Source organism: Streptomyces sp. NPDC021012 (genome assembly GCF_044333355.1).
Lineage (GTDB): Bacteria > Actinomycetota > Actinomycetes > Streptomycetales > Streptomycetaceae > Streptomyces.
This window is the reverse complement of record NZ_JBIRQU010000008.1, coordinates 34666-57858: the sequence shown is the minus strand read 5'-3', so window position 1 is coordinate 57858 and position 23193 is coordinate 34666. Positions and strand designations below refer to the sequence as shown.

Annotated in this window: 21 protein-coding genes; 17 read left to right on the top strand and 4 right to left on the bottom strand. The window is 71.4% G+C overall.

Features of this window, described 5'->3' with window-relative positions:
* Window positions 1-21: 21 nt before the first annotated feature.
* Window positions 22-1677 (bottom strand): hypothetical protein, encoded by a 1656-nt coding sequence (locus tag ACH4TP_RS25605; protein WP_389238245.1) that lies wholly within the window; start codon window positions 1675-1677, stop codon window positions 22-24.
* A gap of 176 nt (window positions 1678-1853) precedes the next feature.
* Window positions 1854-4070 carry an elongation factor G-like protein EF-G2 gene (locus ACH4TP_RS25600; RefSeq protein ID WP_398186510.1) on the bottom strand — a complete coding sequence of 739 codons (2217 nt, stop codon included), beginning with the start codon at window positions 4068-4070 and terminating at the stop codon, window positions 1854-1856.
* 293 nt (window positions 4071-4363) lie between these two features.
* Here ACH4TP_RS25600 and pgsA point away from each other — a divergent pair, with 293 nt between their 5' ends.
* From pgsA to ACH4TP_RS25520, 16 genes are all read left to right on the top strand, one after another.
* Window positions 4364-5026, top strand: a complete 663-nt coding sequence (gene pgsA, locus ACH4TP_RS25595) for a phosphatidylinositol phosphate synthase (protein WP_388852151.1) — start codon at window positions 4364-4366, stop codon at window positions 5024-5026.
* Window positions 5023-5937 carry a phosphatidylinositol mannoside acyltransferase gene (locus ACH4TP_RS25590; protein WP_389238251.1) on the top strand — a complete coding sequence of 305 codons (915 nt, stop codon included), beginning with the start codon at window positions 5023-5025 and terminating at the stop codon, window positions 5935-5937. Before pgsA ends, ACH4TP_RS25590 begins: the two co-directional genes overlap by 4 nt.
* Window positions 5934-7088 (top strand): glycosyltransferase family 4 protein, encoded by a 1155-nt coding sequence (locus ACH4TP_RS25585; protein WP_389238253.1) that lies wholly within the window; start codon window positions 5934-5936, stop codon window positions 7086-7088. Before ACH4TP_RS25590 ends, ACH4TP_RS25585 begins: the two co-directional genes overlap by 4 nt.
* Window positions 7089-7184: 96 nt before the next feature.
* Entirely contained in the window at window positions 7185-7820 is a 636-nt protein-coding gene (locus ACH4TP_RS25580) for an MBL fold metallo-hydrolase (protein WP_398439253.1), read from the top strand.
* An 11-nt stretch (window positions 7821-7831) separates the two neighbouring features.
* The gene (locus ACH4TP_RS25575; protein ID WP_389238257.1) at window positions 7832-8374 is read left to right on the top strand and encodes a hypothetical protein; all 543 of its coding nucleotides are present in this window, start codon (window positions 7832-7834) and stop codon (window positions 8372-8374) included.
* 115 nt (window positions 8375-8489) lie between these two features.
* Complete coding sequence (gene pdxS / locus ACH4TP_RS25570) at window positions 8490-9404, top strand: pyridoxal 5'-phosphate synthase lyase subunit PdxS (RefSeq protein WP_184932491.1); 915 nt, start codon at window positions 8490-8492, stop codon at window positions 9402-9404.
* Window positions 9405-9410: 6 nt separating this feature from the next.
* Window positions 9411-10001, top strand: a complete 591-nt coding sequence (gene pdxT, locus ACH4TP_RS25565; RefSeq protein WP_389238259.1) for a pyridoxal 5'-phosphate synthase glutaminase subunit PdxT — start codon at window positions 9411-9413, stop codon at window positions 9999-10001.
* Between the two features lie 63 nt (window positions 10002-10064).
* Window positions 10065-10817, top strand: a complete 753-nt coding sequence (locus ACH4TP_RS25560; RefSeq protein WP_389238261.1) for a YebC/PmpR family DNA-binding transcriptional regulator — start codon at window positions 10065-10067, stop codon at window positions 10815-10817.
* Window positions 10818-10938: 121 nt separating this feature from the next.
* A complete protein-coding gene (gene ruvC, locus ACH4TP_RS25555) occupies window positions 10939-11475 on the top strand; it encodes a crossover junction endodeoxyribonuclease RuvC (protein ID WP_389238263.1) in 537 nt (178 codons plus the stop codon).
* Window positions 11472-12104 carry a Holliday junction branch migration protein RuvA gene (ruvA, locus tag ACH4TP_RS25550; RefSeq protein ID WP_389238265.1) on the top strand — a complete coding sequence of 211 codons (633 nt, stop codon included), beginning with the start codon at window positions 11472-11474 and terminating at the stop codon, window positions 12102-12104. Before ruvC ends, ruvA begins: the two co-directional genes overlap by 4 nt.
* Before the next feature lie 29 nt (window positions 12105-12133).
* Window positions 12134-13222: a Holliday junction branch migration DNA helicase RuvB gene (gene ruvB / locus ACH4TP_RS25545; RefSeq protein ID WP_398439252.1), complete on the top strand. Its 1089-nt coding sequence runs from the start codon at window positions 12134-12136 to the stop codon at window positions 13220-13222.
* 165 nt (window positions 13223-13387) lie between these two features.
* Window positions 13388-13855, top strand: a complete 468-nt coding sequence (gene yajC, locus ACH4TP_RS25540) for a preprotein translocase subunit YajC (protein WP_389238269.1) — start codon at window positions 13388-13390, stop codon at window positions 13853-13855.
* 144 nt (window positions 13856-13999) lie between these two features.
* Complete coding sequence (gene secD, locus ACH4TP_RS25535) at window positions 14000-15754, top strand: protein translocase subunit SecD (protein ID WP_389238271.1); 1755 nt, start codon at window positions 14000-14002, stop codon at window positions 15752-15754.
* A gap of 1 nt (window position 15755) precedes the next feature.
* Window positions 15756-16823: a protein translocase subunit SecF gene (gene secF / locus ACH4TP_RS25530; protein ID WP_389238273.1), complete on the top strand. Its 1068-nt coding sequence runs from the start codon at window positions 15756-15758 to the stop codon at window positions 16821-16823.
* Window positions 16820-17371 (top strand): adenine phosphoribosyltransferase, encoded by a 552-nt coding sequence (locus ACH4TP_RS25525; RefSeq protein ID WP_389238275.1) that lies wholly within the window; start codon window positions 16820-16822, stop codon window positions 17369-17371. Before secF ends, ACH4TP_RS25525 begins: the two co-directional genes overlap by 4 nt.
* Window positions 17372-17572: 201 nt before the next feature.
* The gene (locus tag ACH4TP_RS25520; protein ID WP_389238277.1) at window positions 17573-20035 is read left to right on the top strand and encodes a RelA/SpoT family protein; all 2463 of its coding nucleotides are present in this window, start codon (window positions 17573-17575) and stop codon (window positions 20033-20035) included.
* Window positions 20036-20098: 63 nt separating this feature from the next.
* Here ACH4TP_RS25520 and ACH4TP_RS25515 read toward each other — a convergent pair whose 3' ends face one another.
* Both ACH4TP_RS25515 and ACH4TP_RS25510 read right to left on the bottom strand, forming a co-directional pair.
* Complete coding sequence (locus ACH4TP_RS25515; RefSeq protein ID WP_398186528.1) at window positions 20099-21328, bottom strand: DUF349 domain-containing protein; 1230 nt, start codon at window positions 21326-21328, stop codon at window positions 20099-20101.
* A gap of 200 nt (window positions 21329-21528) precedes the next feature.
* Window positions 21529-22323 carry a peptidylprolyl isomerase gene (locus ACH4TP_RS25510; protein WP_398186531.1) on the bottom strand — a complete coding sequence of 265 codons (795 nt, stop codon included), beginning with the start codon at window positions 22321-22323 and terminating at the stop codon, window positions 21529-21531.
* Between the two features lie 153 nt (window positions 22324-22476).
* On the opposite strand from ACH4TP_RS25510, the gene ACH4TP_RS25505 reads away from it, so the two are divergent.
* Complete coding sequence (locus ACH4TP_RS25505; RefSeq protein ID WP_389238283.1) at window positions 22477-23184, top strand: MBL fold metallo-hydrolase; 708 nt, start codon at window positions 22477-22479, stop codon at window positions 23182-23184.
* Window positions 23185-23193 lie beyond the last annotated feature (9 nt).

The window sequence follows — 23193 nt, the reverse complement described above, 5'->3', positions numbered from 1 at the left end:
CGCCGTACGAGAGGACCCGGGTCAGGCGTCGTAGACGTCGGCCTTCTTCGGACCCGGGTCCTGGACGCCGGCGCTGAGGAACAGCGAGCGGTTGGTGAAGCGCTCCGTGTCCACGTTGTGCTCGTCGAGCACCTTGAGCGTCGCGGCGTGGACGGCGCGGAGCACGGGCGTGGCCATGCGGATGGCGTCGTCGGCCATGAAGCGGTTCTTCCAGGGCGGCCCGGCCCAGACGTGCCGCAGGCCGAAGGGCTCGGGCAGCGTCATCTTGCCGCCGAGGAAGTCCAGGACCGGCGGGTACCAGGTGAGCGGGGCGCGCACCGCGAGCCGCACGATGTCGTTGGTGGTCAGCAGCGGCTGCTGGATCTCCTTCGTCTCCCAGAAGCGGACGGTCTTGGCGACCTCCTTGGTCTTCGCCTTCGGCTTCGTGGTGAACAGGCCGTGGACGGGGCCGAGTGCGTGACCGGTGACCTCGATCCGCAGGGTGTCGTGGAGCGAGGTGACGGTGACCATCATCGTGAGGACCAGGTTGCCGTCGTAGAGGGTGAACTGGACGCCGAGGTAGTAGCGGTTGCCCGAGTCGAACTGCTGCTCGTTGCAGATCCGCTGTATCTCGTGCGGCTTGACCTGGTAGTGGACGATGTTGTCGCTCTCGGGGCGGGTGACCTCGTCCGCGCCCTCGCCCACCGAGGAGACGATCCAGTGCTTGACGGTCGGCTTGGGGAAGCCGGTCTTGAGCGCGCCGCGATCGAGCAGCGCCAGCTCGTCGTGGATCTTGCGGACGACGTCCCAGGAGCGGAACGCGTGCATCTCCTTGCCGGGCTGGGGGACGAGGTTCTCGGCGAGCGACCAGCTGCCCCAGCGGGGGCCCAGGCCGAGGATGCCCTTGCCTCCGGCGTAGAAGACGATGTTCGACTGCTGCTCCGCGGAGAGCTTCTCCAGGTTGAGCCGGAGCGCCTCCGCCGACTTCTCGCCCGGGTCCTGGGGGACGGACTTGGGGACGTGGGGGCCGACCCCGCCGCCGCCGAGCAGCCCGGACCAGCGCTCCCGCAGGTCGACGGCGGCGTTCAGGCAGATCCGGCTCGCGAGGTACCAGCCGACGACCGGGGCGACGACCATCGCACGCAGGTAGTTCGGCAGGAGCCCGTCGAAGGGCAGCTTCAGCAGGACGAGCACGGCGAAGATCCCGGCGGCCCAGAGGAGGGCCGTGCCCACGGCGCTGTTGCGCTTGTTGTCGGAGCCGGCGACGAGGCGGCGGAGCTGGATGACGCCGAGCCAGAGCAGCAGACCCGGGAGGAAGAGGACCCCGCAGAAGAAGGTGACCAGGGTCAGCTTGATGTCACGCTGCCGGCGGAGGTGGGTGGCGGCCAGGCAGTGCTCCACGACCGGCTGCGGCTCGGCCCCGAACGACTGGATCAGGGCCTTGCGGGCGCCGCCGAGCATGCGGACCTGGACCGCGCGGGAGAAGGCCTCGCCGAGGTCGGGGCTGAACAGCCCCCACTTCCCCTCCTTGACCGCGGTCTTGTAGAGGTCGTTGTCGGCTTCCTGGATCGTCTTCAGAGGACTGTCCCGGTACGCGGCGGACGCGAGCGCGTTCGTCGCCCCCGTACCGCCTCCCGAGTTCTGCAGGGGGATCTGCGCCCCGGGTCCAAAACCGTCGATCGCCACTGCCGCCCCCATCGCGCGCGAGTATCTGTGCGGGCTGTTCCCAACTGCCGCGCCCCGCACACCTTCTGAGCTGGGCACCACAGCGTAACCGGGTGGGGCCGGATGCGTCACGGCCTGTGGATATCGTCGGCCGAATGACGTCCGCCCGGCGGTCGCCGGGCGGACGTCCCTCCCTGTCGCTCCGTCAGCTAGGAGCCTTTTTCGGCCTGTTCGCGGATCTTCTCCGCCAGGTGCGGCGGCATCGGCTCGTGCCGGACGTACGTGCGGTCGAACCGTCCGGTGCCGTGCGAGATCGACCGCAGGTCGATCGCGTACCGTCCGATCTCGATCTCCGGCACCTCGGCCCTGACCACGGTGCGCCCGGGGCCCGCCTGATCGGTGCCGACGACCCGGCCGCGCCGCCCCGACAGGTCGCTCATGACCGGGCCGACGTACTCGTCGGGGACGAGGACCTCGACCTGGGCGACCGGTTCCAGGAGGTGGACGGGCACGTCGGCGGCCGCCTCCCGCAGCGCCAGCGCCCCGGCTGTCTGGAAGGCGGCGTCGGAGGAGTCCACCGAGTGCGCCTTGCCGTCCCGCAGGGTGACCCGGATGTCGACGAGCGGATGGCCGGTGGCCAGACCGCGCGCGGCCTGCGCCCGTATCCCCTTCTCGACCGAGGGGACGAACTGGCGCGGGACGGCCCCGCCGACCACCTTGTCGACGAACTCGATGCCGCTGCCCGGCGGCAGCGGCTCCACGTCGATCTCGCAGATGGCGTACTGGCCGTGGCCGCCGGACTGCTTCACGTGCCGTCCCCGGCCCGAGGAGGCGCCGCCGAAGGTCTCGCGCAGCGCCACCTTGTACGGCACGGCGTCGACCTGCACCCCGTACCGGCCGCGCAGGCGCTCCAGGGCGACGTCCTGGTGGGCCTCGCCCAGGCACCACAGCACCACCTGCCGGGTGTCCTGGTTCTGTTCGAGCCGCAGCGTCGGGTCCTCGGCGACGAGCCGGGCCAGGCCCTGCGAGAGCCGGTCCTCGTCGGCCTTGCCGTGCGCCTGGACGGCCAGCGGCAGCAGCGGCTCCGGCATGGTCCACGGCTCCATCAGGAGCGGATCGTCCTTGGCGGAGACGGTGTCGCCGGTCTCCGCGTGGCCGAGGCGGGCGACACAGGCGAGGTCCCCGGCGATGCACTCCGCGAGCGGGCGCTGCTGCCGGCCGAACGGAGAGGTGAGCCCGCCGATCCGCTCGTCCGCCTCGTGGAGCTCATGACCGTCGTGGGACGGGTCGGCGAGGCCGTGACCGGAGACGTGCACCGTCTCGTCGGGACGCAGGGTGCCCGAGAAGACCCGGACCAGGGAGACCCGGCCCACGTAGGGGTCGGCGGCCGTCTTGACGACCTCGGCCACCAGCGGCCCGTCGGGGTCGCAGGCGAGCGGGGGACGGGAGCGGCCGTCGGGGGTGGTGACGGCGGGCGCCTCGTGCTCCAGGGGGGAGGGGAAGCCGCCGGTGATCAGCTCCAGGAGTTCGAGGGTGCCCAGACCCTGCGTCCCGCCGTCGGCGGCGGGGGCGGCCGCGAGCACCGGATGGAAGGCGCCCCGGGCGACGGCCTTCTCCAGGTCGTCGACGAGGGTCTTCACGTCGATCTCCTCCCCGCCGAGGTACCGGTCCATGAGGGTCTCGTCCTCGCTCTCGGCGATGATCCCCTCGATGAGCCGGGCGCGGGCCTCCGCGATGAGCTCCCGCTGCGCCTCGTCGGGCGGATCCTCCCGGCGCGTCCCGGAGGAGTAGTCGAAGATCCGTTCCGAGAGCAGACCGACCAGGCCGGTCGCGGGCGCGTGCCCGTCGGCGCCCTCGGCGCCGCGCACCGGCAGGTACAGGGGGAGGACCGCGTCGGGGTCGTCCCGGCCGAAGAGCCCGGCGCAGACGGCGGTGAGCTCGGTGAAGTCGGTGCGGGCCGTGTCGAGGTGCGTGACGACGATGGCGCGGGGCATGCCGACGGCGGCGCACTCCTCCCAGATCATGCGGGTGGAGGCGGCGACGGCGTCGGCCTCCTGGGCGGCCGAGACGACGAAGAGGGCCGCGTCCGCCGCGCGCAGACCGGCCCTCAGCTCCCCGACGAAGTCGGCGTACCCGGGGGTGTCGAGGAGATTGATCTTGTACCCGTCCCAGCCGACCGGGACGAGGGACAGCTGGACGGACCGCTGCTGGCGGTGCTCGATCTCGTCGTAGTCGGAGACGGTGCCGCCGTCCTCGACCCGACCGGCCCGGTTGACCGCTCCGGCGGTCTGCGCGAGGGCCTCGACGAGGGTCGTCTTGCCCGACCCGCTGTGGCCGACCAGCACCACGTTCCGTATGTCCGAGGGCCGGTCGGCCGTAGGAGCCCTGCCGGCGGCCCCGGCGGGCGTCTTCGCCTTGTCACCCATGATGTGTTCCTCCCGACTGCTCGCACGGTGCGGCGGGACGCGGGCGCGGGGGAGTGGTGTGTCGCGGTACGGCTCCTGCGGTGCCCGCGGTGGTCCTTCGAGCTTTGCACCGTCGTCAGGACGCGTCCATACGTCGTACACGCGGCACCCCCCGGAGGGACCGCCGACGGGACCGTCGGCGGGACGCCGACGCGGCGGGGCGGGTGCCCGCCGGTGCCCCGGGATGCTCGTGGCTACGATGGTCGAGCCGGTGGTCGTAGGGGCCGCGCGGCCCACCGAACCTCGGGAAGGCCATGCTGAACAAGTACGCGCGTGCCTTTTTCACGCGTGTCCTCACACCGTTCGCCGCGTTTCTGCTCCGCCGGGGCGTCAGCCCCGACGCGGTCACGCTCATCGGCACGGCGGGGGTGATGGCCGGTGCGCTGGTCTTCTTCCCCCGCGGGGAATTCTTCTGGGGCACGATCGTCATCACCCTGTTCGTCTTCTCCGACCTCGTCGACGGCAACATGGCCCGGCAGGCGGGGATCTCCAGCCGCTGGGGCGCCTTCCTCGACTCGACGCTCGACCGGGTCGCCGACGGGGCGATCTTCGGCGGCTTCGCGCTCTGGTACGCGGGCAAGGGCGACGACAACATCCTGTGCGCCGTGGCGATCTTCTGCCTGGCGAGCGGCCAGGTCGTCTCGTACACCAAGGCCCGTGGCGAATCGATCGGCCTGCCCGTCGCCGTGAACGGCCTCGTCGAGCGCGCCGAGCGCCTCGTGATCTCGCTGGTCGCCGCCGGCCTCGCCGGACTCCACAAGTTCGGCGTGCCCGGGGTCGAGGTCCTGCTGCCGATCGCCCTGTGGATCGTGGCCGTCGGCAGCGCCGTCACCCTGGGGCAGCGGGTCGTGACCGTGCGCCGGGAATCGGCCGAGGCGGACGCCGCCTCGGCCACGGGCGGCGGAGCGGCCTCGTGAGCACCCTGAAGGAGCGCCTGAGCGACGGTCTGTACGGCGCCGGCTGGGCGACCGTGAAGAAGCTGCCGGAGCCGGTGGCGACGGGCCTCGGGCGGCGGATCGCCGACCTCGCCTGGAAGAGGCGCGGCAAGAGCGTCCTGCGCCTGGAGTCCAACCTCGCGCGCGTGGTGCCGGACGCCACGCCCGAGCGGCTCGCCGAGCTGTCGCAGGCCGGCATGCGCTCGTACATGCGGTACTGGATGGAGTCCTTCCGGCTGCCGACCTGGAGCAAGGAGCGGGTCGAGCGGTCCATCGACATCAAGGACCGCCACTACCTGGAGGAGGGCCTCGCCTCCGGGCGCGGGGTCATCCTCGCCCTGCCGCACCTGGCCAACTGGGACCTCGCGGGCGTGTGGGTGACCCGCTCGCTCGGCGTGCCCTTCACCACCGTCGCGGAGCGCCTCAAGCCGGAGTCCCTCTACGACCGGTTCGTCGCCTACCGCGAGTCCCTCGGCATGGAGGTCCTGCCGCACACCGGCGGATCCGCCTTCGGCACGCTCGCGCGGCGGCTGCGGGCCGGCGGCCTGATCTGCCTCGTCGCCGACCGCGACCTGTCGGCCTCCGGCACCGAGGTCAGCTTCTTCGGGGACACCGCGCGGATGCCGGCCGGCCCGGCGATCCTCGCCCAGCAGACCGGCGCGCTGCTGCTGCCGGTGACCCTCTGGTACGACGACACGCCCGTCATGAAGGGCCGGATCCACGCGCCGATCGACGTACCCGAGTCAGGTACGCGGGCCGAGAAGACGTCCGTGATGACACAGGCGCTCGCCGACGCGTTCGCCGGCGGCATCGCGGACCACCCGGAGGACTGGCACATGCTGCAACGACTGTGGCTCGCGGACCTGGAAGAGCGGGAGGGACCGGGCGCGTGAAGATCGGGATCGTCTGCCCGTACTCCTGGGACGTGCCGGGCGGCGTCCAGTTCCACATCCGTGACCTCGCCGAGCACCTCATCCGGCTCGGCCACGAGGTCTCCGTCCTCGCCCCCGCCGACGACGACACGCCGCTGCCGCCGTACGTCGTCTCCGCCGGCCGGGCCGTCCCCGTGTCGTACAACGGCTCGGTGGCCCGGCTCAGCTTCGGCTTCCTCTCCGCCGCGCGGGTCCGCCGCTGGCTGCACGACGGCACCTTCGACGTCGTCCACATCCACGAGCCGGCCTCGCCCTCCCTGGGGCTGCTCACCTGCTGGGCGGCGCAGGGGCCGATCGTGGCCACCTTCCACACCTCGAACCCCCGCTCCCGGGCCATGATCGCCGCGTACCCGATCCTCCAGCCCGCCCTGGAGAAGATCAGCGCCCGCATCGCGGTCAGCGAGTACGCGCGCCGGACGCTGGTGGAGCACCTCGGCGGCGACGCCGTCGTCATCCCCAACGGCGTCGACGTCGACTTCTTCGCCCGCGCCGAGCCGAGGAAGGAGTGGCAGGGCGAGACCCTCGGCTTCATCGGCCGCATCGACGAGCCCCGCAAGGGCCTGCCCGTCCTCATGCGGGCCCTCCCGAAGATCCTCGCCGAGCGTCCCGGGGCCCGGCTGCTCGTGGCCGGACGCGGTGACGAGGAGGAGGCGGTCGCCTCCCTCCCGGCGGAGATGCGCTCCCGGGTCGAGTTCCTCGGCATGGTCAGCGACGAGGACAAGGCGCGGCTGCTGCGCAGCGTCGACGTGTACGTGGCTCCCAACACCGGCGGCGAGAGCTTCGGCATCATCCTCGTCGAGGCCCTCTCGGCCGGCGCGCCCGTCCTCGCCGCCGACCTGGACGCCTTCGCCCAGGTCCTCGACCAGGGCGCCGCCGGCGACCTCTTCGCCAACGAGGACGCCGACGCGCTCGCCGAGGCGGCCATCGCCCTCCTCGGAGACGCCGCCCGCCGCGCCGAACTCAGCGCCCGCGGCTCCGCCCACGTCCGGCGCTTCGACTGGTCGACCGTCGGCGCGGACATCCTCGCCGTGTACGAGACCGTCACGGACGGGGCGGCGGCGGTCGACACGGACGAACGCACGGGCGGCCTGCGGGCCCGGCTGGGGCTGTAGCGCCCGCACCGGGCCGCGCCCGACCGCGCACCCGCCGTGTGGGCCCGCGGCGGGGTGGGGCGTGTGCCCGCGGTGGGGGCAGGGCAGGGTGTTCCGATGGAAACGATCACGCGGCTCGACCTCGGGCACATCACCCGCCCCGCAGACGAATGGCACGGCCCCCACGCCCGCGTGGAGCCCGTTCTCGCCTACCTCGTGCGGCACGCCGGCGTGCGGGTGCTGTTCGACACCGGCCTGGGGACGGGGTCCCAGGAGACGGACGCCCACTACCGGCCCGTCCGGCACCCCTTGGACGTCGGGCCGGAGGGCGTCGATCTGGTTGTCAACTGCCATCTGCACTTCGACCACATCGGCGGCAACCAGCGATTCCCCACCACACCGGTCCTCGTCCAGCGCAAGGAGCTGGCGGAGGCCCGCGCGGGCGGGTACACGATCGACTCGCTCCTGCCGGGCGTCCGGTACGAGGAGCTGGACGGCGAGTACGAGATCGCGCGGGGCGTACGGATCGTCCCGACGCCCGGGCACACCGAGGGCCACCAGTCCCTGGTCATCGACCACGGCGACCGGATCACGGTCCTGGCGGGCCAGGCGTACGACTTCGCGCGCGAGTTCGGCAGCCCGTACCTGCCCTGGCTCGGCCGGCTCGGCGAGCTCGCCGGCGGCCGTCCCGTGCGTGTCCTGTTCGCCCATGACCGCGACCTTTGGGAAGGGGTGCTGCCGGTGCCCCGGTAGCCTGTGCGCCCGTGACCGAAACCCTGATCTGGACCGTCCTCGCGCTGATCTTCATCGGCGTCTATCTGAGCTGGACCGCCGGGCGGCTCGACCGGCTGCACACCCGCATCGACGCCGCCCGCGCCGCCCTGGACGCGCAGCTCCTGCGCCGGGCCTCGGTCACCCAGGAGCTCGCCACCTCCGGCGTCCTCGACCCGGCGGCCTCGATCGTGCTGTACGAGGCCGCGCACGCCGCCCGGCAGGCGGAGGAGGACCACCGGGAGGTCGCCGAGAGCGAGCTGAGCCAGGCGCTGCGGGCCGTCTTCGGCGAGCCCGAGCAGGTGGAGCTCGTACGGGCGGCGCCGGGCGGCGAGGAGGCCGCGGGGGAGCTGGCGGCGGCCGTCCGCCGGGTGCCGATGGCCCGCCGCTTCCACAACGACGCCGTCCGGGCCGCCCGTGCCCTGCGCCGCCACCGCAAGGTCCGCTGGTTCAGACTCGCAGGCCACGCGCCCTTCCCGCTGGCCTTCGAAATGGACGACGAGCCGCCCGTGGCCCTTGCTGATCGTCCGGCCTGACGTGCCGGAACCTGGGAAAACGATCCACCGGGTCCACATTGGCCCTTGATGCGGGTCGAGGGTGGCCTGTTTCCTCTTCTTGTCGTCAACCCCCGTTGTCACGAGTGAGGTATCCGTGTCCACCACGCCTTCCACCACCTTCCAGTCCCCCGAGACCGGCACCGCGCGCGTGAAGCGCGGCATGGCCGAGCAGCTCAAGGGCGGCGTGATCATGGACGTGGTCAACGCCGAGCAGGCGAAGATCGCCGAGGACGCCGGCGCCGTGGCCGTCATGGCCCTGGAGCGGGTCCCCGCGGACATCCGCAAGGACGGCGGCGTCGCCCGCATGTCCGACCCGAACATGATCGAAGAGATCATCGGCGCGGTCTCCATCCCGGTCATGGCCAAGTCCCGCATCGGCCACTTCGTCGAGGCCCAGGTCCTGCAGTCCCTCGGCGTCGACTACATCGACGAGTCCGAGGTCCTCACCCCGGCCGACGAGATCAACCACTCCGACAAGTGGGCCTTCACGACCCCCTTCGTCTGTGGCGCCACCAACCTGGGCGAGGCCCTGCGCCGCATCGCCGAGGGCGCGGCCATGATCCGCTCGAAGGGCGAGGCCGGCACCGGCAACGTCGTCGAGGCCGTCCGCCACCTCCGCCAGATCAAGAACGAGATCGCCAAGCTGCGCGGCTTCGACAACAACGAGCTGTTCGCCGCCGCCAAGGAGCTGCGCGCCCCGTACGAGCTCGTCAAGGAGGTCGCCGAGCTCGGCAAGCTGCCGGTCGTGCTGTTCTCCGCCGGTGGTGTCGCCACCCCCGCCGACGCCGCGCTCATGCGCCAGCTCGGCGCCGAGGGCGTCTTCGTCGGCTCCGGCATCTTCAAGTCGGGCGACCCGGCCAAGCGCGCCGCCGCCATCGTGAAGGCCACCACCTTCTACGACGACCCGAAGGTCATCGCGGACGCCTCCCGCAACCTGGGCGAGGCCATGGTCGGCATCAACTGCGACACCCTCCCCGAGTCCGAGCGCTACGCCAACCGGGGCTGGTAACCACCGATGAGCAGCACTCCCGTCATTGGTGTCCTGGCCCTCCAGGGCGACGTACGGGAGCACCTGATCGCCCTGGCCGCGGCTGACGCCGTGGCCAGGCCGGTCCGGCGCCCCGAGGAGCTCGCCGAGGTCGACGGCCTGGTCGTCCCCGGTGGCGAGTCCACCACCATCTCCAAGCTGGCCGACCTCTTCGGCCTGATGGAGCCGGTGCGCGAGCGCATCGCCGCCGGCATGCCCGTGTACGGCACCTGCGCCGGCCTGATCATGCTCGCCGACAAGATCCTCGACCCGCGCTCGGGCCAGGAGACCTTCGGCGGCATCGACATGATCGTCCGCCGCAACGCCTTCGGGCGGCAGAACGAGTCCTTCGAGGCGGGCGTCACCGTCACGGGAATAGACACCCCCGTCGAGGGCGTCTTCATCCGTGCCCCGTGGGTGGAGTCCGTCGGCGCCCAGGTCGAGGTGCTCGCCGAGCACGACGGCCACATCGTCGCCGTCCGCCAGGGCAAGGCCCTCGCGACCTCCTTCCACCCCGAGCTCACCGGCGATCACCGCATCCACGAGCTGTTCGTGGACATGGTGCGCGCGGAACGGTGACACGATCCCGGTAGGATCTCTGGGGTTCGTTCAAGAAGTTGGTTACGCGAAGGAGACAGGCAGATGTCCGGCCACTCTAAATGGGCTACGACGAAGCACAAGAAGGCCGTGATCGACGCCAAGCGCGGCAAGCTCTTCGCGAAGCTGATCAAGAACATCGAGGTCGCGGCCCGCACCGGCGGTGCCGACCCGGAGGGCAACCCGACGCTCTTCGACGCCATCCAGAAGGCGAAGAAGAGCTCGGTCCCGAACAAGAACATCGACTCCGCGGTCAAGCGCGGCGGCGGCCTCGAGGCCGGCGGCGTCGACTACGACACGATCATGTACGAGGGCTACGGCCCGAACGGTGTCGCGGTGCTCATCGAGTGCCTCACCGACAACCGCAACCGCGCCGCCTCCGACGTGCGCGTCGCCATGACCCGCAACGGCGGCTCCATGGCCGACCCGGGCTCGGTCTCGTACCTGTTCAACCGCAAGGGCGTCGTCGTGCTCCCCAAGGGCGAGCTGTCCGAGGACGACGTCCTGGAGGTCGTGCTCGACGCGGGCGCCGAGGAGGTCAACGACCTCGGCGAGAACTTCGAGGTCATCAGCGAGTCCACCGACCTGGTCGCGGTCCGCACCGCCCTCCAGGGGGCCGGCATCGACTACGACTCGGCCGAGTCCCAGTTCGTCCCGACCATGCAGGTCGAGCTGGACGAGGACGGCGCGCGCAAGATGTTCAAGCTGATCGACGCGCTGGAGGACAGCGACGACGTGCAGAACGTCTTCGCCAACTTCGACGTCAGCGACGAGGTCATGGAGAAGGTCGACGCCTGATCGCGGGCTTCTCGGCAGCGGGCCGACGGGGACACACCCCGTCGGCCCGCTGCGTTGTCAGTGGCAGCGGATAGCCTGCAAACAGACTTGCGATCGGGCTCGTGACCAGGAAGGGGGCGGCGTGCGCGTACTGGGGGTGGACCCCGGACTGACCCGGTGCGGCGTCGGTGTCGTCGAGGGCGTCGCCGGCCGGCCCCTCACCATGCTCGGCGTCGGCGTCGTGCGCACGGCGGCGGACGACGACATCGGTGTGCGACTGGTCGGCATCGAGCGCGGCATAGAGGAGTGGCTCGACCGCTTCTCGCCCGAACTCGTCGCCGTGGAGCGGGTGTTCAGCCAGCACAACGTGCGTACGGTGATGGGCACGGCCCAGGCCAGCGCGGTCGCCATGCTCTGCGCCTCCCGCCGCGGCATCCCCGTCGCCCTGCACACCCCCAGCGAGGTCAAGGCCGCCGTCACCGGCAGCGGCCGCGCCGACAAGGCCCAGGTCGGGGCCATGGTGACCCGGCTCCTGAGGCTCTCCGCCCCGCCCAAGCCGGCCGACGCCGCCGACGCCCTCGCCCTCGCCATCTGCCACATCTGGCGGGCCCCCGCCCAGAACCGCCTCCAGCAGGCGGTCGCCCAGCACACCTCCGCAGTGAAAGGCCGTACCCGATGATCGCCTTCGTGAGCGGCCCGGTCGCCGCCCTCGCCCCCACGACCGCCGTCATCGAGGTCGGGGGCGTGGGCATGGCCGTCCACTGCACCCCGAACACCATCGCCGGCCTGCGCCTCGGTGAGCACGCCCGGCTCGCCACCTCCCTCGTCGTCCGCGAGGACTCCCTCACCCTGTACGGCTTCGCCGACGACGACGAGCGGCAGGTCTTCGAGCTCCTCCAGACCGCCAGCGGCGTCGGCCCCCGCCTCGCCCAGGCCATGCTCGGGGTGCACAGCCCCGACGCCCTGCGCCTCGCCTTCTCCACCGGCGACGAGAAGGCCCTCACCGCCGTCCCCGGCATCGGGAAGAAGGGCGCGCAGAAACTCCTCCTCGAACTGAAGGACAAGCTCGGCTCCCCGCTCGGCAGCAGCGGCCTCGTCGGCGCCCAGCGCGCCGCGGCCACCGGACCCGCCCCGTGGACCGAGCAGCTGTCCGCCGCCCTGATCGGCCTCGGCTACGCGAGCCGCGAGGCCGAGGAGGCCGTCGGCGCCGTCACCCCGCAGGCCGAGGCCGCGATCGCCGAGACCGGCAGCGCGCCCGTGCCGCAGCTGCTCCGCGCCGCCCTGCAGACCCTCAACCGGGCCCGCTGACCTCCCGTACGAAGAGGAAGACCACCACCGTGAACTGGGACGACGACAGCACCGTCGAGGCCGCCGAGACCGACGCGCGCCTCGTCGGCGCCTCCGCCGAGACCGACGACCAGGCCGTCGAGGCGGCCCTGCGCCCCAAGGACCTCAGCGAGTTCGTCGGCCAGGAGAAGGTCCGCCAGCAGCTCGACCTCGTCCTCAAGGCCGCCCGCCAGCGCGGCGCCACCGCCGACCACGTGCTGCTCTCCGGCGCCCCGGGCCTCGGCAAGACCACCCTCTCGATGATCATCGCCGCCGAGATGGGCGCGCCGATCCGCATCACCTCCGGCCCCGCCATCCAGCACGCCGGCGACCTCGCCGCGATCCTCTCCTCCCTCCAGGAGGGAGAGATCCTCTTCCTCGACGAGATCCACCGCATGTCCCGGCCCGCCGAGGAGATGCTCTACATGGCGATGGAGGACTTCCGCGTCGACGTCATCGTCGGCAAGGGCCCCGGCGCCACCGCCATCCCGCTGGAGCTCCCGCCCTTCACCCTGGTCGGCGCCACCACCCGGGCCGGACTCCTGCCGCCCCCGCTGCGCGACCGCTTCGGCTTCACCGGCCACATGGAGTTCTACGAGCCGACCGAGCTCCAGCGCGTGGTCCACCGCTCCGCCGGACTCCTCGACGTCGAGATCGACCCCGACGGCGCCGCCGAGATCGCCGGCCGCTCCCGCGGCACGCCCCGCATCGCCAACCGCCTGCTGCGCCGCGTCCGCGACTACGCCCAGGTCAGGGCCGACGGAGTGATCACCCGAGAGGTCTCCGAGGCGGCCCTCAGCGTGTACGAGGTGGACAGCCGCGGCCTCGACCGGCTCGACCGCGCCGTCCTGGAGGCCCTGCTCAAGCTCTTCGGCGGCGGACCGGTCGGTCTGTCCACCCTCGCGGTCGCCGTCGGGGAGGAGCGCGAGACCGTCGAGGAGGTCGCCGAACCCTTCCTCGTACGCGAAGGCCTGCTGGCCCGCACACCCCGTGGCCGGGTCGCCACTCCGGCGGCGTGGACGCACCTCGGACTCGTTCCGCCGCAGGCAGCGGGGCCGGGAGCGATAGGAAGCGGACAACAGGGGCTCTTCGGGGCGTGACGGTGCTGACACTCGCCCGGACCGGAACCGGGGTGCGATGCTGGACGTTGTTCCATCGATGCGGACTCGCCTAGACTCCGCCGTTGCCGCCCTTTCTGGTCGGCGCGCCCACCCCCGAAGATCAGGCCGCGGGTTCTCCGCGACCGTGCGAAGGAAACCCGTCCCGTGAACATCGTGACCCTCCTCCCCTTCATCGTCCTCATCGGGGCCATGTTCCTGATGACCCGCTCTGCCAAGAAGAAGCAGCAGGCGGCGGCGCAGATGCGCAACGAGATGCAGCCCGGCACCGGTGTCCGGACGATCGGGGGGATGTACGCCACCGTCAAGGAGATCGGCGACGAGACCGTTCTCCTGGAGGTCGCGCCGGGCGTGCACGCGGTCTACGCCAAGAACGCGATCGGCGCGGTCCTGGAGGACTCCGAGTACAACCGGATCGTCCACGGCGACGAGGAGTCGGACACCGACACCGTCGTCCCGGACGACGCCTCCTCGCTGACCGAGGCCGTCGAGGCCACGGACGCGGAGACCACCGAGGACGCGCCGAAGGCCGACCTGACGAAGAAGGACACGACCGAGGCGGGCGCCGAGGGTCAGAAGGACGGCAAGGCCGACGGCGAGACCGACGCGAAGTAGTCGCGGCCGGGGACCGCGCGCACGCCCACCGGCGAGCGCGGTCCCCGGAACGGTTCCACGTCTGCGGGGGCAGGTCCCCACACACACTTCGTGGCCGTCCCGCGCATACCCGGCGTGAGGCGGTTGGACAGGGAGATACGACAGGTGGCAGCACCGAAGAAGGGCCGAAGGCCGGCGGGGGGACAGAGCCGTCCGGGCCGCGCCCTGGCACTCATCCTGATCGCCATGGTCGCGCTCACCGGCGGGATGTTCTGGTCGGGGCACACCACCCCGCGCCTCGGCATCGACCTCGCCGGCGGTACGTCGATCACGCTCAAGGCGAAGGCCGAGCCCGGCCAGGAGTCTGCGGTCAACGAGACCAACATGAACACGGCGGTCGGCATCATCGAGCGCCGTGTCAACGGTCTGGGTGTCTCCGAGGCAGAGGTCCAGACGCAGGGCGCCGAGAACATCATCGTCAACATCCCTCGCGGGACGAACGAGAAGCAGGCCCGCGAGCAGGTCGGCACCACCGCCCAGCTCTACTTCCGGCCCGTTCTCGCCGTCGCGGCCGCCCAGCCGCAGACGGCCCCGAGCGCCACGCCCTCCGGCTCGGCCTCGCCGAAGCCGTCGGCCTCGGCCTCCGCCGGGACGAAGGTCGGTGAGAAGTCGGCCAGCCCGACGGCCACCGCCTCCCCGCAGGGCCGTGCGCTCACCGAGGCCCTCAAGGCCCCGAGCCCCACGCCCACCGCGAGCTCCTCCGCGAAGCCGAAGGCCACCGGGACCCCGCAGGCGACCCCGAAGCCCGACCCCGCCACCGCGGCGCTCCAGCAGAAGTTCGCCACCCTGAACTGCCTCGACCCCAAGGCGCGCACCGCCGCCGGTCAGGGCGTCAAGTCGACCGAACCCACCGTGGCCTGCGGCAAGAACGCGATCGGCCAGTGGGAGAAGTACCTCCTCGGCCCGGCCGAGGTGGACGGCAAGGACGTCGACAAGGCCAAGGCCGGCCTGGACCAGCGCACCGGCCAGTGGATCGTGGACATGGAGTTCACGGACGCCGGTTCGAAGAAGTTCCAGTCGATCACCAGCAAGCTGTCGCAGCAGACCGAGCCGCAGAACCAGTTCGCGATCGTCCTGGACGGCGAGGTCGTCTCCGCGCCCCGCGTCCAGACCACGCTGAGCGCCAGCGCCCAGATCTCCGGCAGCTTCACCCAGCAGTCCGCCCAGGACCTCGGCAACGTCCTGTCCTACGGCGCCCTGCCGCTCGCCTTCCAGACCCAGAGCGTCGACACGGTCACCGCCGCGCTCGGCGGTGACCAGCTCCAGGCCGGTCTCATCGCCGGCGCCATCGGTCTCGGCCTGGTCATCATCTACCTGGTCGTCTACTACCGCGGCCTGTCGCTGATCGCCATCCTCAGCCTCGGCGTCTCCGCGCTCCTCACCTATGTGCTCATGGCCCTGCTCGGCCCGGCCATCGGCTTCGCACTGAACCTGCCGGCCGTCTGCGGCGCCATCGTCGCCATCGGCATCACAGCGGACTCGTTCATCGTCTACTTCGAGCGCATCCGCGACGAGCTCCGCGAGGGCCGCACGCTCCGCCCGGCCGTCGAGCGCGCCTGGCCGCGCGCCCGCCGCACGATCCTGGTCTCCGACTTCGTGTCGTTCCTGGCCGCGGCCGTGCTGTTCATCGTCACCGTCGGCAAGGTCCAGGGCTTCGCGTTCACGCTCGGCCTGACCACCCTGCTCGACATCGTCGTGGTGTTCCTCTTCACCAAGCCGGTCATGACGCTGCTCGCCCGGACCAAGTTCTTCGGCAACGGCCACCCCTGGTCCGGTCTGGACCCGAAGCGGCTCGGCGCCAAGCCGCCGCTGCGCCGCACCCGCCGTACCCACGCCCCCGTCGACGCGAAGGAGGCGTGAGATGTCGAAGCTCGGCAATCTCGGCGCCCGGCTCCACCGCGGTGAGGTCGGTTACGACTTCATCGGCAAGCGCAAGGTCTGGTATGGCCTGTCCATCCTGATCACGATCACCGCCATCGTCGCCCTGGCCGTCCGCGGCCTCAACATGGGCATCGAGTTCCAGGGCGGTGCCGTCTTCACCACCCCGAAGACGGACGTCTCCGTCAGCCAGGCCCAGACGTACGCGGAAGAGGCCTCCGGCCACGACGCGATCGTCCAGCAGCTCGGCAACGGCTCCCTGCGCATCCAGGTCGGCGGCCTCGACACCGACAAGTCCGACCAGGTCCGCGCGGAGCTCGCCAAGGACCTGAACGTCCCCGAGAGCAAGATCGCGGCCGAGCTCGTCGGCCCGAGCTGGGGCGAGCAGATCGCCACCAAGGCCTGGACCGGCCTCGGGGTCTTCATGATCCTCGTGGTGATCTACCTGGCCATCGCCTTCGAGTGGCGCATGGCGGTCGCGGCACTCGTCGCCCTCATCCACGACCTCACGATCACGGTGGGCATCTACTCGCTGGTCGGCTTCGAGGTCACCGTCGGTACGGTCATCGGTCTGCTGACGATCCTCGGCTACTCGCTGTACGACACCGTCGTCGTCTTCGACTCCCTCAAGGAGCAGACGAAGGACATCACCAAGCAGACCCGCTACACCTACAGCGAGCTCGCCAACCGCTCGATCAACGGCACCCTGGTCCGTTCGATCAACACCACCGTCGTCGCGCTGCTGCCGGTCGCCGGCCTGCTCTTCATCGGTGGCGGCGTCCTCGGCGCCGGCATGCTCAACGACATCTCGCTGTCGCTGTTCGTCGGTCTCGCCGCCGGCGCGTACTCCTCGATCTTCATCGCCACCCCGCTCGTGGCGGACCTCAAGGAGCGCGAGCCGTCGATCAAGGCCCTCAAGAAGCGCATCCTGGCCAAGCGCGCCAGCGCCGCCGCCAAGGGCGAGTCGGCGGACGACCTGTCCTTCGAGGGCGAGACGGCCGTCGTCGGCCCCCGCACGGGCCGCCGCGGCACCCAGGAGCACAGCGGATGACCGCCGAGGCCCAGGACGTCACCGGACTCCTGCTCAGCCGCATCCGTGACGTCCCCGACTACCCGAAGCCGGGCGTGCTGTTCAAGGACATCACGCCGCTGCTCGCGGACCCGGACGCGTTCACGGCGCTCACCGACGCCCTCGCCGCGCTGTGCTCCGCGCACGGCGCGACGAAGATCGTCGGCCTGGAGGCGCGCGGCTTCATCCTGGCCGCCCCGGTGGCCGTCCGCGCGGGCCTGGGCTTCATCCCGGTCCGCAAGGCCGGCAAGCTCCCCGGGGCGACGCTCCGCCAGGCGTACGAGCTGGAGTACGGCACCGCCGAGATCGAGGTGCACGCCGAGGACCTGGCCGCGGGCGACCGCGTCATGGTCATCGACGACGTCCTCGCCACCGGCGGCACGGCCGAGGCCTCCATCGAGCTCATCCGCCGCGCGGGCGCCGAGGTCGCGGGTGTCGCCGTCCTCATGGAGCTCGGCTTCCTCCCGGGCCGCGCCCGGCTGGAGCCGGCCCTCGCCGGCGCGCCCCTCACGGCGCTGATCACGGTCTGACATCGGGGTCCACCCCGATCGGGGCGCTCCGGGGAATCCCTGGGGCGCCCCTTCGCGTTCTCCTGTACGTCCCCAGGGCCGGATGCCCTGCCCACCCGGGAGCCGTCCGAAACCCGGGCGCGTGAGCACAGCCACTCCTGGCTCGATACCATGGCCTTTCCGGGCCTGACCGGGGGACCCGGCGACGCACGAGGAGCGCTCTTGCCAGACGAGGCCCAGTCACTCTCCGCCGCGCAGCCCGACCCGAAGGCCGAGAAGGCCGCGCCGGGGACCGGCACGCCCCAGGACAAGCCCGCGGAGACCAGGCCCACGCCTGCTGCGCCCGCCCCCGTGCCCGCCGCTCCCGAGCGGCCCGCGCCCGCCCGCTCCGGCGGCTCGTCCAACCGCGTCCGCGCCCGCCTCGCCCGGCTGGGCGTCCAGCGCTCCTCCCCGTACAACCCGGTCCTCGAACCGCTGCTGCGGATCGTCCGCTCCAACGACCCGAAGATCGAGACGGCGACGCTGCGCCAGATCGAGCGGGCCTACCAGGTCGCCGAGCGCTGGCACCGCGGCCAGAAGCGCAAGAGCGGCGACCCGTACATCACGCACCCGCTCGCCGTCACCACCATCCTCGCCGAGCTCGGCATGGACCCGGCGACCCTGATGGCCGGCCTCCTCCACGACACCGTCGAGGACACCGAGTACGGCCTGGAGGACCTGCGCCGCGACTTCGGCGACCAGGTCACGCTCCTCGTCGACGGCGTCACCAAGCTCGACAAGGTCCGCTTCGGCGAGGCCGCGCAGGCCGAGACCGTCCGCAAGATGGTCGTCGCCATGGCCAAGGACCCGCGCGTCCTGGTCATCAAGCTCGCCGACCGCCTGCACAACATGCGCACCATGCGCTACCTCAAGCGGGAGAAGCAGGAGAAGAAGGCCCGCGAGACCCTCGAGATCTACGCGCCCCTGGCCCACCGCCTGGGCATGAACACCATCAAGTGGGAGCTGGAGGACCTCGCCTTCGCGATCCTCTACCCCAAGATGTACGACGAGATCGTCCGGCTCGTCGCCGAGCGCGCCCCCAAGCGCGACGAGTACCTCGCCATAGTGACCGACGAGGTCCAGGCCGACCTGCGCGCCGCCCGCATCAAGGCGACCGTCACCGGCCGGCCCAAGCACTACTACAGCGTCTACCAGAAGATGATCGTCCGCGGCCGTGACTTCGCGGAGATCTACGACCTGGTCGGCATCCGCGTCCTCGTGGACACCGTCCGCGACTGCTACGCGGCCCTCGGCACCGTCCACGCGCGATGGAACCCGGTCCCCGGCCGGTTCAAGGACTACATCGCGATGCCGAAGTTCAACATGTACCAGTCGCTGCACACGACGGTCATCGGACCCAACGGCAAGCCCGTCGAGCTCCAGATCCGGACCTTCGACATGCACCGCCGGGCCGAGTACGGCATCGCCGCGCACTGGAAGTACAAGCAGGAGGCCGTCGCCGGCGCCTCCAAGGTCCGCGCCGACGTGCCGAAGAAGGCCGGCAAGGACGACCACCTCAACGACATGGCGTGGCTGCGCCAGCTCCTCGACTGGCAGAAGGAGACCGAGGACCCCAGCGAGTTCCTGGAGTCCCTGCGCTTCGACCTCTCCCGCAACGAGGTCTTCGTCTTCACGCCGAAGGGCGACGTCATCGCCCTGCCCGCCGGCGCCACCCCCGTCGACTTCTCGTACGCCGTCCACACCGAGGTCGGCCACCGCACGATAGGGGCGCGGGTCAACGGGCGGCTCGTACCGCTCGAATCGACCCTCGACAACGGCGACCTGGTCGAGGTCTTCACCTCCAAGGCCGCCGGCGCCGGCCCGTCCCGCGACTGGCTGGGCTTCGTCAAGTCCCCGCGCGCCCGCAACAAGATCCGCGCCTGGTTCTCCAAGGAGCGCCGCGACGAGGCCATCGAGCAGGGCAAGGACGCCATCGCGCGGGCCATGCGCAAGCAGAACCTGCCGATCCAGCGGATCCTGACCGGCGACTCCCTCGTCACCCTCGCCCACGAGCTGCGCTACACCGACATCTCCTCGCTGTACGCGGCGATCGGCGAGGGCCACGTCACCGCCCAGTCCATCGTGCAGAAGCTGGTCCAGGCGCTCGGCGGCGAGGAGGCCGCCGTCGCCGACATCGAGGAGGCCGCCCCGCCGACCCGGGGCCGCTCCAAGCGCCGCTCCAACGCCGACCCCGGTGTCGTCGTCAAGGGCGTCGAGGACGTCTGGGTGAAGCTGGCCCGCTGCTGCACACCCGTGCCCGGCGACCCGATCATCGGATTCGTCACCCGGGGCAGCGGCGTATCGGTCCACCGCAGCGACTGCGTCAACGTGGAGTCGCTGTCCCGCGAGCCGGAGCGGATCCTGGAGGTCGAGTGGGCCCCGACCCAGTCCTCGGTCTTCCTGGTCGCCATCCAGGTCGAGGCGCTGGACCGCTCCCGGCTCCTCTCCGACGTCACCCGGGTCCTCTCGGACCAGCACGTCAACATCCTCTCGGCGGCCGTCCAGACCTCCCGCGACCGGGTGGCCACCTCCCGCTTCACCTTCGAGATGGGCGACCCGAAGCACCTGGGCCACGTCCTGAAGGCCGTACGGGGCGTGGAGGGCGTCTACGACGTCTACCGCGTGACCAGCGCCCGTCGCCCGTAGCCGCACCCACGAGGAAGGGCCCCCGGCGTGATGCCGGGGGCCCTTCCTCGTACGGTCACGGCATCAGCCGCCGAACTCCTCCAGGCCCTTCAGCGCCTGGTCGAGCAGGGCCTGACGGCCCTCCAGCTCACGCGCCAGCTTGTCGGCCTTGGCGTCGTTGCCGGCGGCACGGGCCGCGTCGATCTGCTTGCGCAGCTTCTCCACGGCGTCCTGGAGCTGACCGGTCAGACCCGCGGCACGCGCGCGCGCCTCCGGGTTCGTCCGGCGCCACTCGGCCTCCTCGGCCTCCTGGATCGCCCGCTCCACCGTGTGCATCCGGCCCTCGACCTTGGGACGGGCGTCACGCGGGACGTGGCCGATGGCCTCCCAGCGCTCGTTGAGGGAACGGAAGGCCGCGCGCGCCGCCTTCAGGTCCGTCACCGGCACCAGCTTCTCGGCCTCGGCCGCGAGCTCCTCCTTCAGCTTGAGGTTCTCGGTCTGCTCCGCGTCCCGCTCGGCGAAGACCTCGCCGCGCGCCGCGAAGAAGACGTCCTGGGCGCCGCGGAAGCGGTTCCACAGGTCGTCCTCGTGCTCGCGCTGGGCGCGGCCGGCCGCCTTCCACTCCGCCATCAGCTCGCGGTAGCGGGCCGCCGTGTTGCCCCAGTCGGTGGAGTTCGACAGCGACTCCGCCTCGGCGACCAGACGCTCCTTCGCCTTGCGGGCGTCCTCGCGCTGGGCGTCGAGCGACGCGAAGTGCGCCTTGCGGCGCTTCGAGAACGCCGAGCGGGCGTGCGAGAAGCGGTGCCACAGCTCGTCGTCGGACTTGCGGTCGAGCCGGGGGAGGCCCTTCCAGGTGTCCACGAGCGCCCGCAGCCGCTCGCCCGCGGAGCGCCACTGCTCGCTCTGCGCCAGCTCCTCGGCCTCGGCGACGAGCTTCTCCTTGGCGGTGCGCGCCTCGTCGGTCTGCTTGGCCTTCTGGGCCTTGCGCTCCTCGCGGCGCGAGTCGACCGTCTCGACGAGCTTGTCGAGACGGGTCGCGAGCGCCGCCAGGTCGCCGACGGCGTGGTGCTCGTCGACCTGCTGGCGGATGTGCTCGATCGCCGCGGTGGCGTCCTTCGCCGAGAGGTCGGTGGTCCTCACCCGCTTCTCGAGGAGGCCGATCTCGACAACCAAGCCCTCGTACTTGCGCTCGAAGTAGGCCAGGGCCTCCTCAGGGGTGCCGGCCTGCCACGATCCGACGACCTTCTCGCCCTCGGCCGTCCGCACGTACACGGTGCCCGTCTCGTCGACACGGCCCCACGGGTCGCTGCTCACAGCGCCTCCTCACCATGATGCCGTCGCGGGGTCGTACCCCCCGGGCATCGTCCACAGTTTCCCGGCGGGCCTCGCCCGCCATCGCAGCGCGGCCGACGGCCCACGCTGCACAACGCCAATCTAGGCGAACCGCGCCCCGGCTGTCCGCACTCAGCGCGACCGAGATTCGGCGGTCGCGCGCGCGTGCGGACGAAGCGGGCTCACTTCTTGGTGACGGTCGCCTTCTCGATGGTGACGTGCGTCTTCGGAGCGCCGTCCGTGGCACCGCCCTCGACACCGGCCTTCGCCACGTCCTGGACCGCCTTGAGGCCGGCCGCGTCGATCTTCCCGAAGGGGGTGTAGCTCGGCGGCAGCTTCGTGTCCTTGTAGACGAGGAAGAACTGCGAGCCGCCGGTGCCCGGCTGCCCGGTGTTCGCCATGGCGACGGTGCCGGCCGGGAAGGTCACCGCGCCGTCCGCGCCCGCCTTGCCGAGGGCGGCCAGGTTCTCGTCGGGGATCGTGTAGCCGGGGCCGCCGGTGCCGTCGCCCTTGGGGTCGCCGCACTGGAGCACGTAGATGCCCTGGGTCGTGAGGCGGTGGCACTTGGTCCCGTCGAAGTACTTCTTGTCGGCGAGGTGCTTGAAGGAGTTCACCGTGTGCGGCGTCTTCGCCGCGTCCATGGTGATCGTGATCTCGCCCTCGTTCGTCTTCAGGGCCATGGCGTACGTGGCCTTCTGGTCCACGGTCAGCTTCGGCTCCGGGCTCGCCGACTCGCTCGGCGTGGGCGCCGGGGTGGTGGGCGTGTCGCTCGCCGCGCTGTCCGAGGCCTTCGAGGAGTCGTCCGTCAGCGCCACGGAGGCGTACACGGCGCCGCCCGCGGCGAGGACCACCGCGAGGGACGCCGCGATGACGGTGTTGCGGCGCTTCGCCTTGCGCCGGTTCTCCTCCCGCCGCTGCTGCTGCCGCGCGTACTTCTCCCTGGCAAGCTGCCGCCGCCGCTGATCGCTGGTGACCACCGGGTCCGCTCCTGTCGCTCGTCTGTTCCTGTCCTGGCCGGATGTGCCCGTACCGTATACGGGTTGGCTGTGGAACCGGCACCGCCGGTAGGCTCTGATCTGCCGCATTCCGTGAATTCCGCGCCCAGTGCCGGACGACATCTAAGGACGAACGTGCTGATTGCCGGGTTCCCCGCCGGGGCCTGGGGGACCAACTGCTATCTGGTCGCCCCCGCCGCAGGCGAGGAGTGCGTGATCATCGACCCGGGCCACCAGGCCGCCCAGGGTGTCGAGGAGACGCTGAAGAAGCATCGGCTCAAGCCCGTCGCCGTCGTCCTCACCCATGGACACATCGACCACGTCGCCTCCGTCGTTCCGGTGTGCGGCGCCCATGACGTCCCCGCGTGGATCCACCCGTCCGACCGCTACATGATGAGCGACCCGGAGAAGGGCATCGGCCGCTCCATCGGGATGCCCCTCATGGGCGAGCTGACCGTGGGAGAGCCCGACGACGTGCGCGAGCTCACCGACGGCGCCCGGCTGAAGCTCGCCGGTCTGGAGTTCTCCGTCGCCCACGCGCCCGGTCATACCAAGGGGTCGGTGACCTTCCGGATGCCCGAGACCACGGAGATCCCCTCCGTGTTCTTCTCCGGGGATCTGCTGTTCGCCGGCTCCATCGGACGCACCGACCTTCCCGGCGGTGACATGGACGAGATGCTCGCGTCGCTGGCCCGCGTGTGCCTGCCGCTCGACAACTCGACCGTGGTCCTGTCGGGACACGGTCCCCAGACGACCATCGGCCAGGAGCGCGCCACCAACCCCTACCTTCGGGACGTGGCCGCCGGCCTCGGGAGCACGGACGCTCCCCGACGAGGAATGTGACGAGATTTT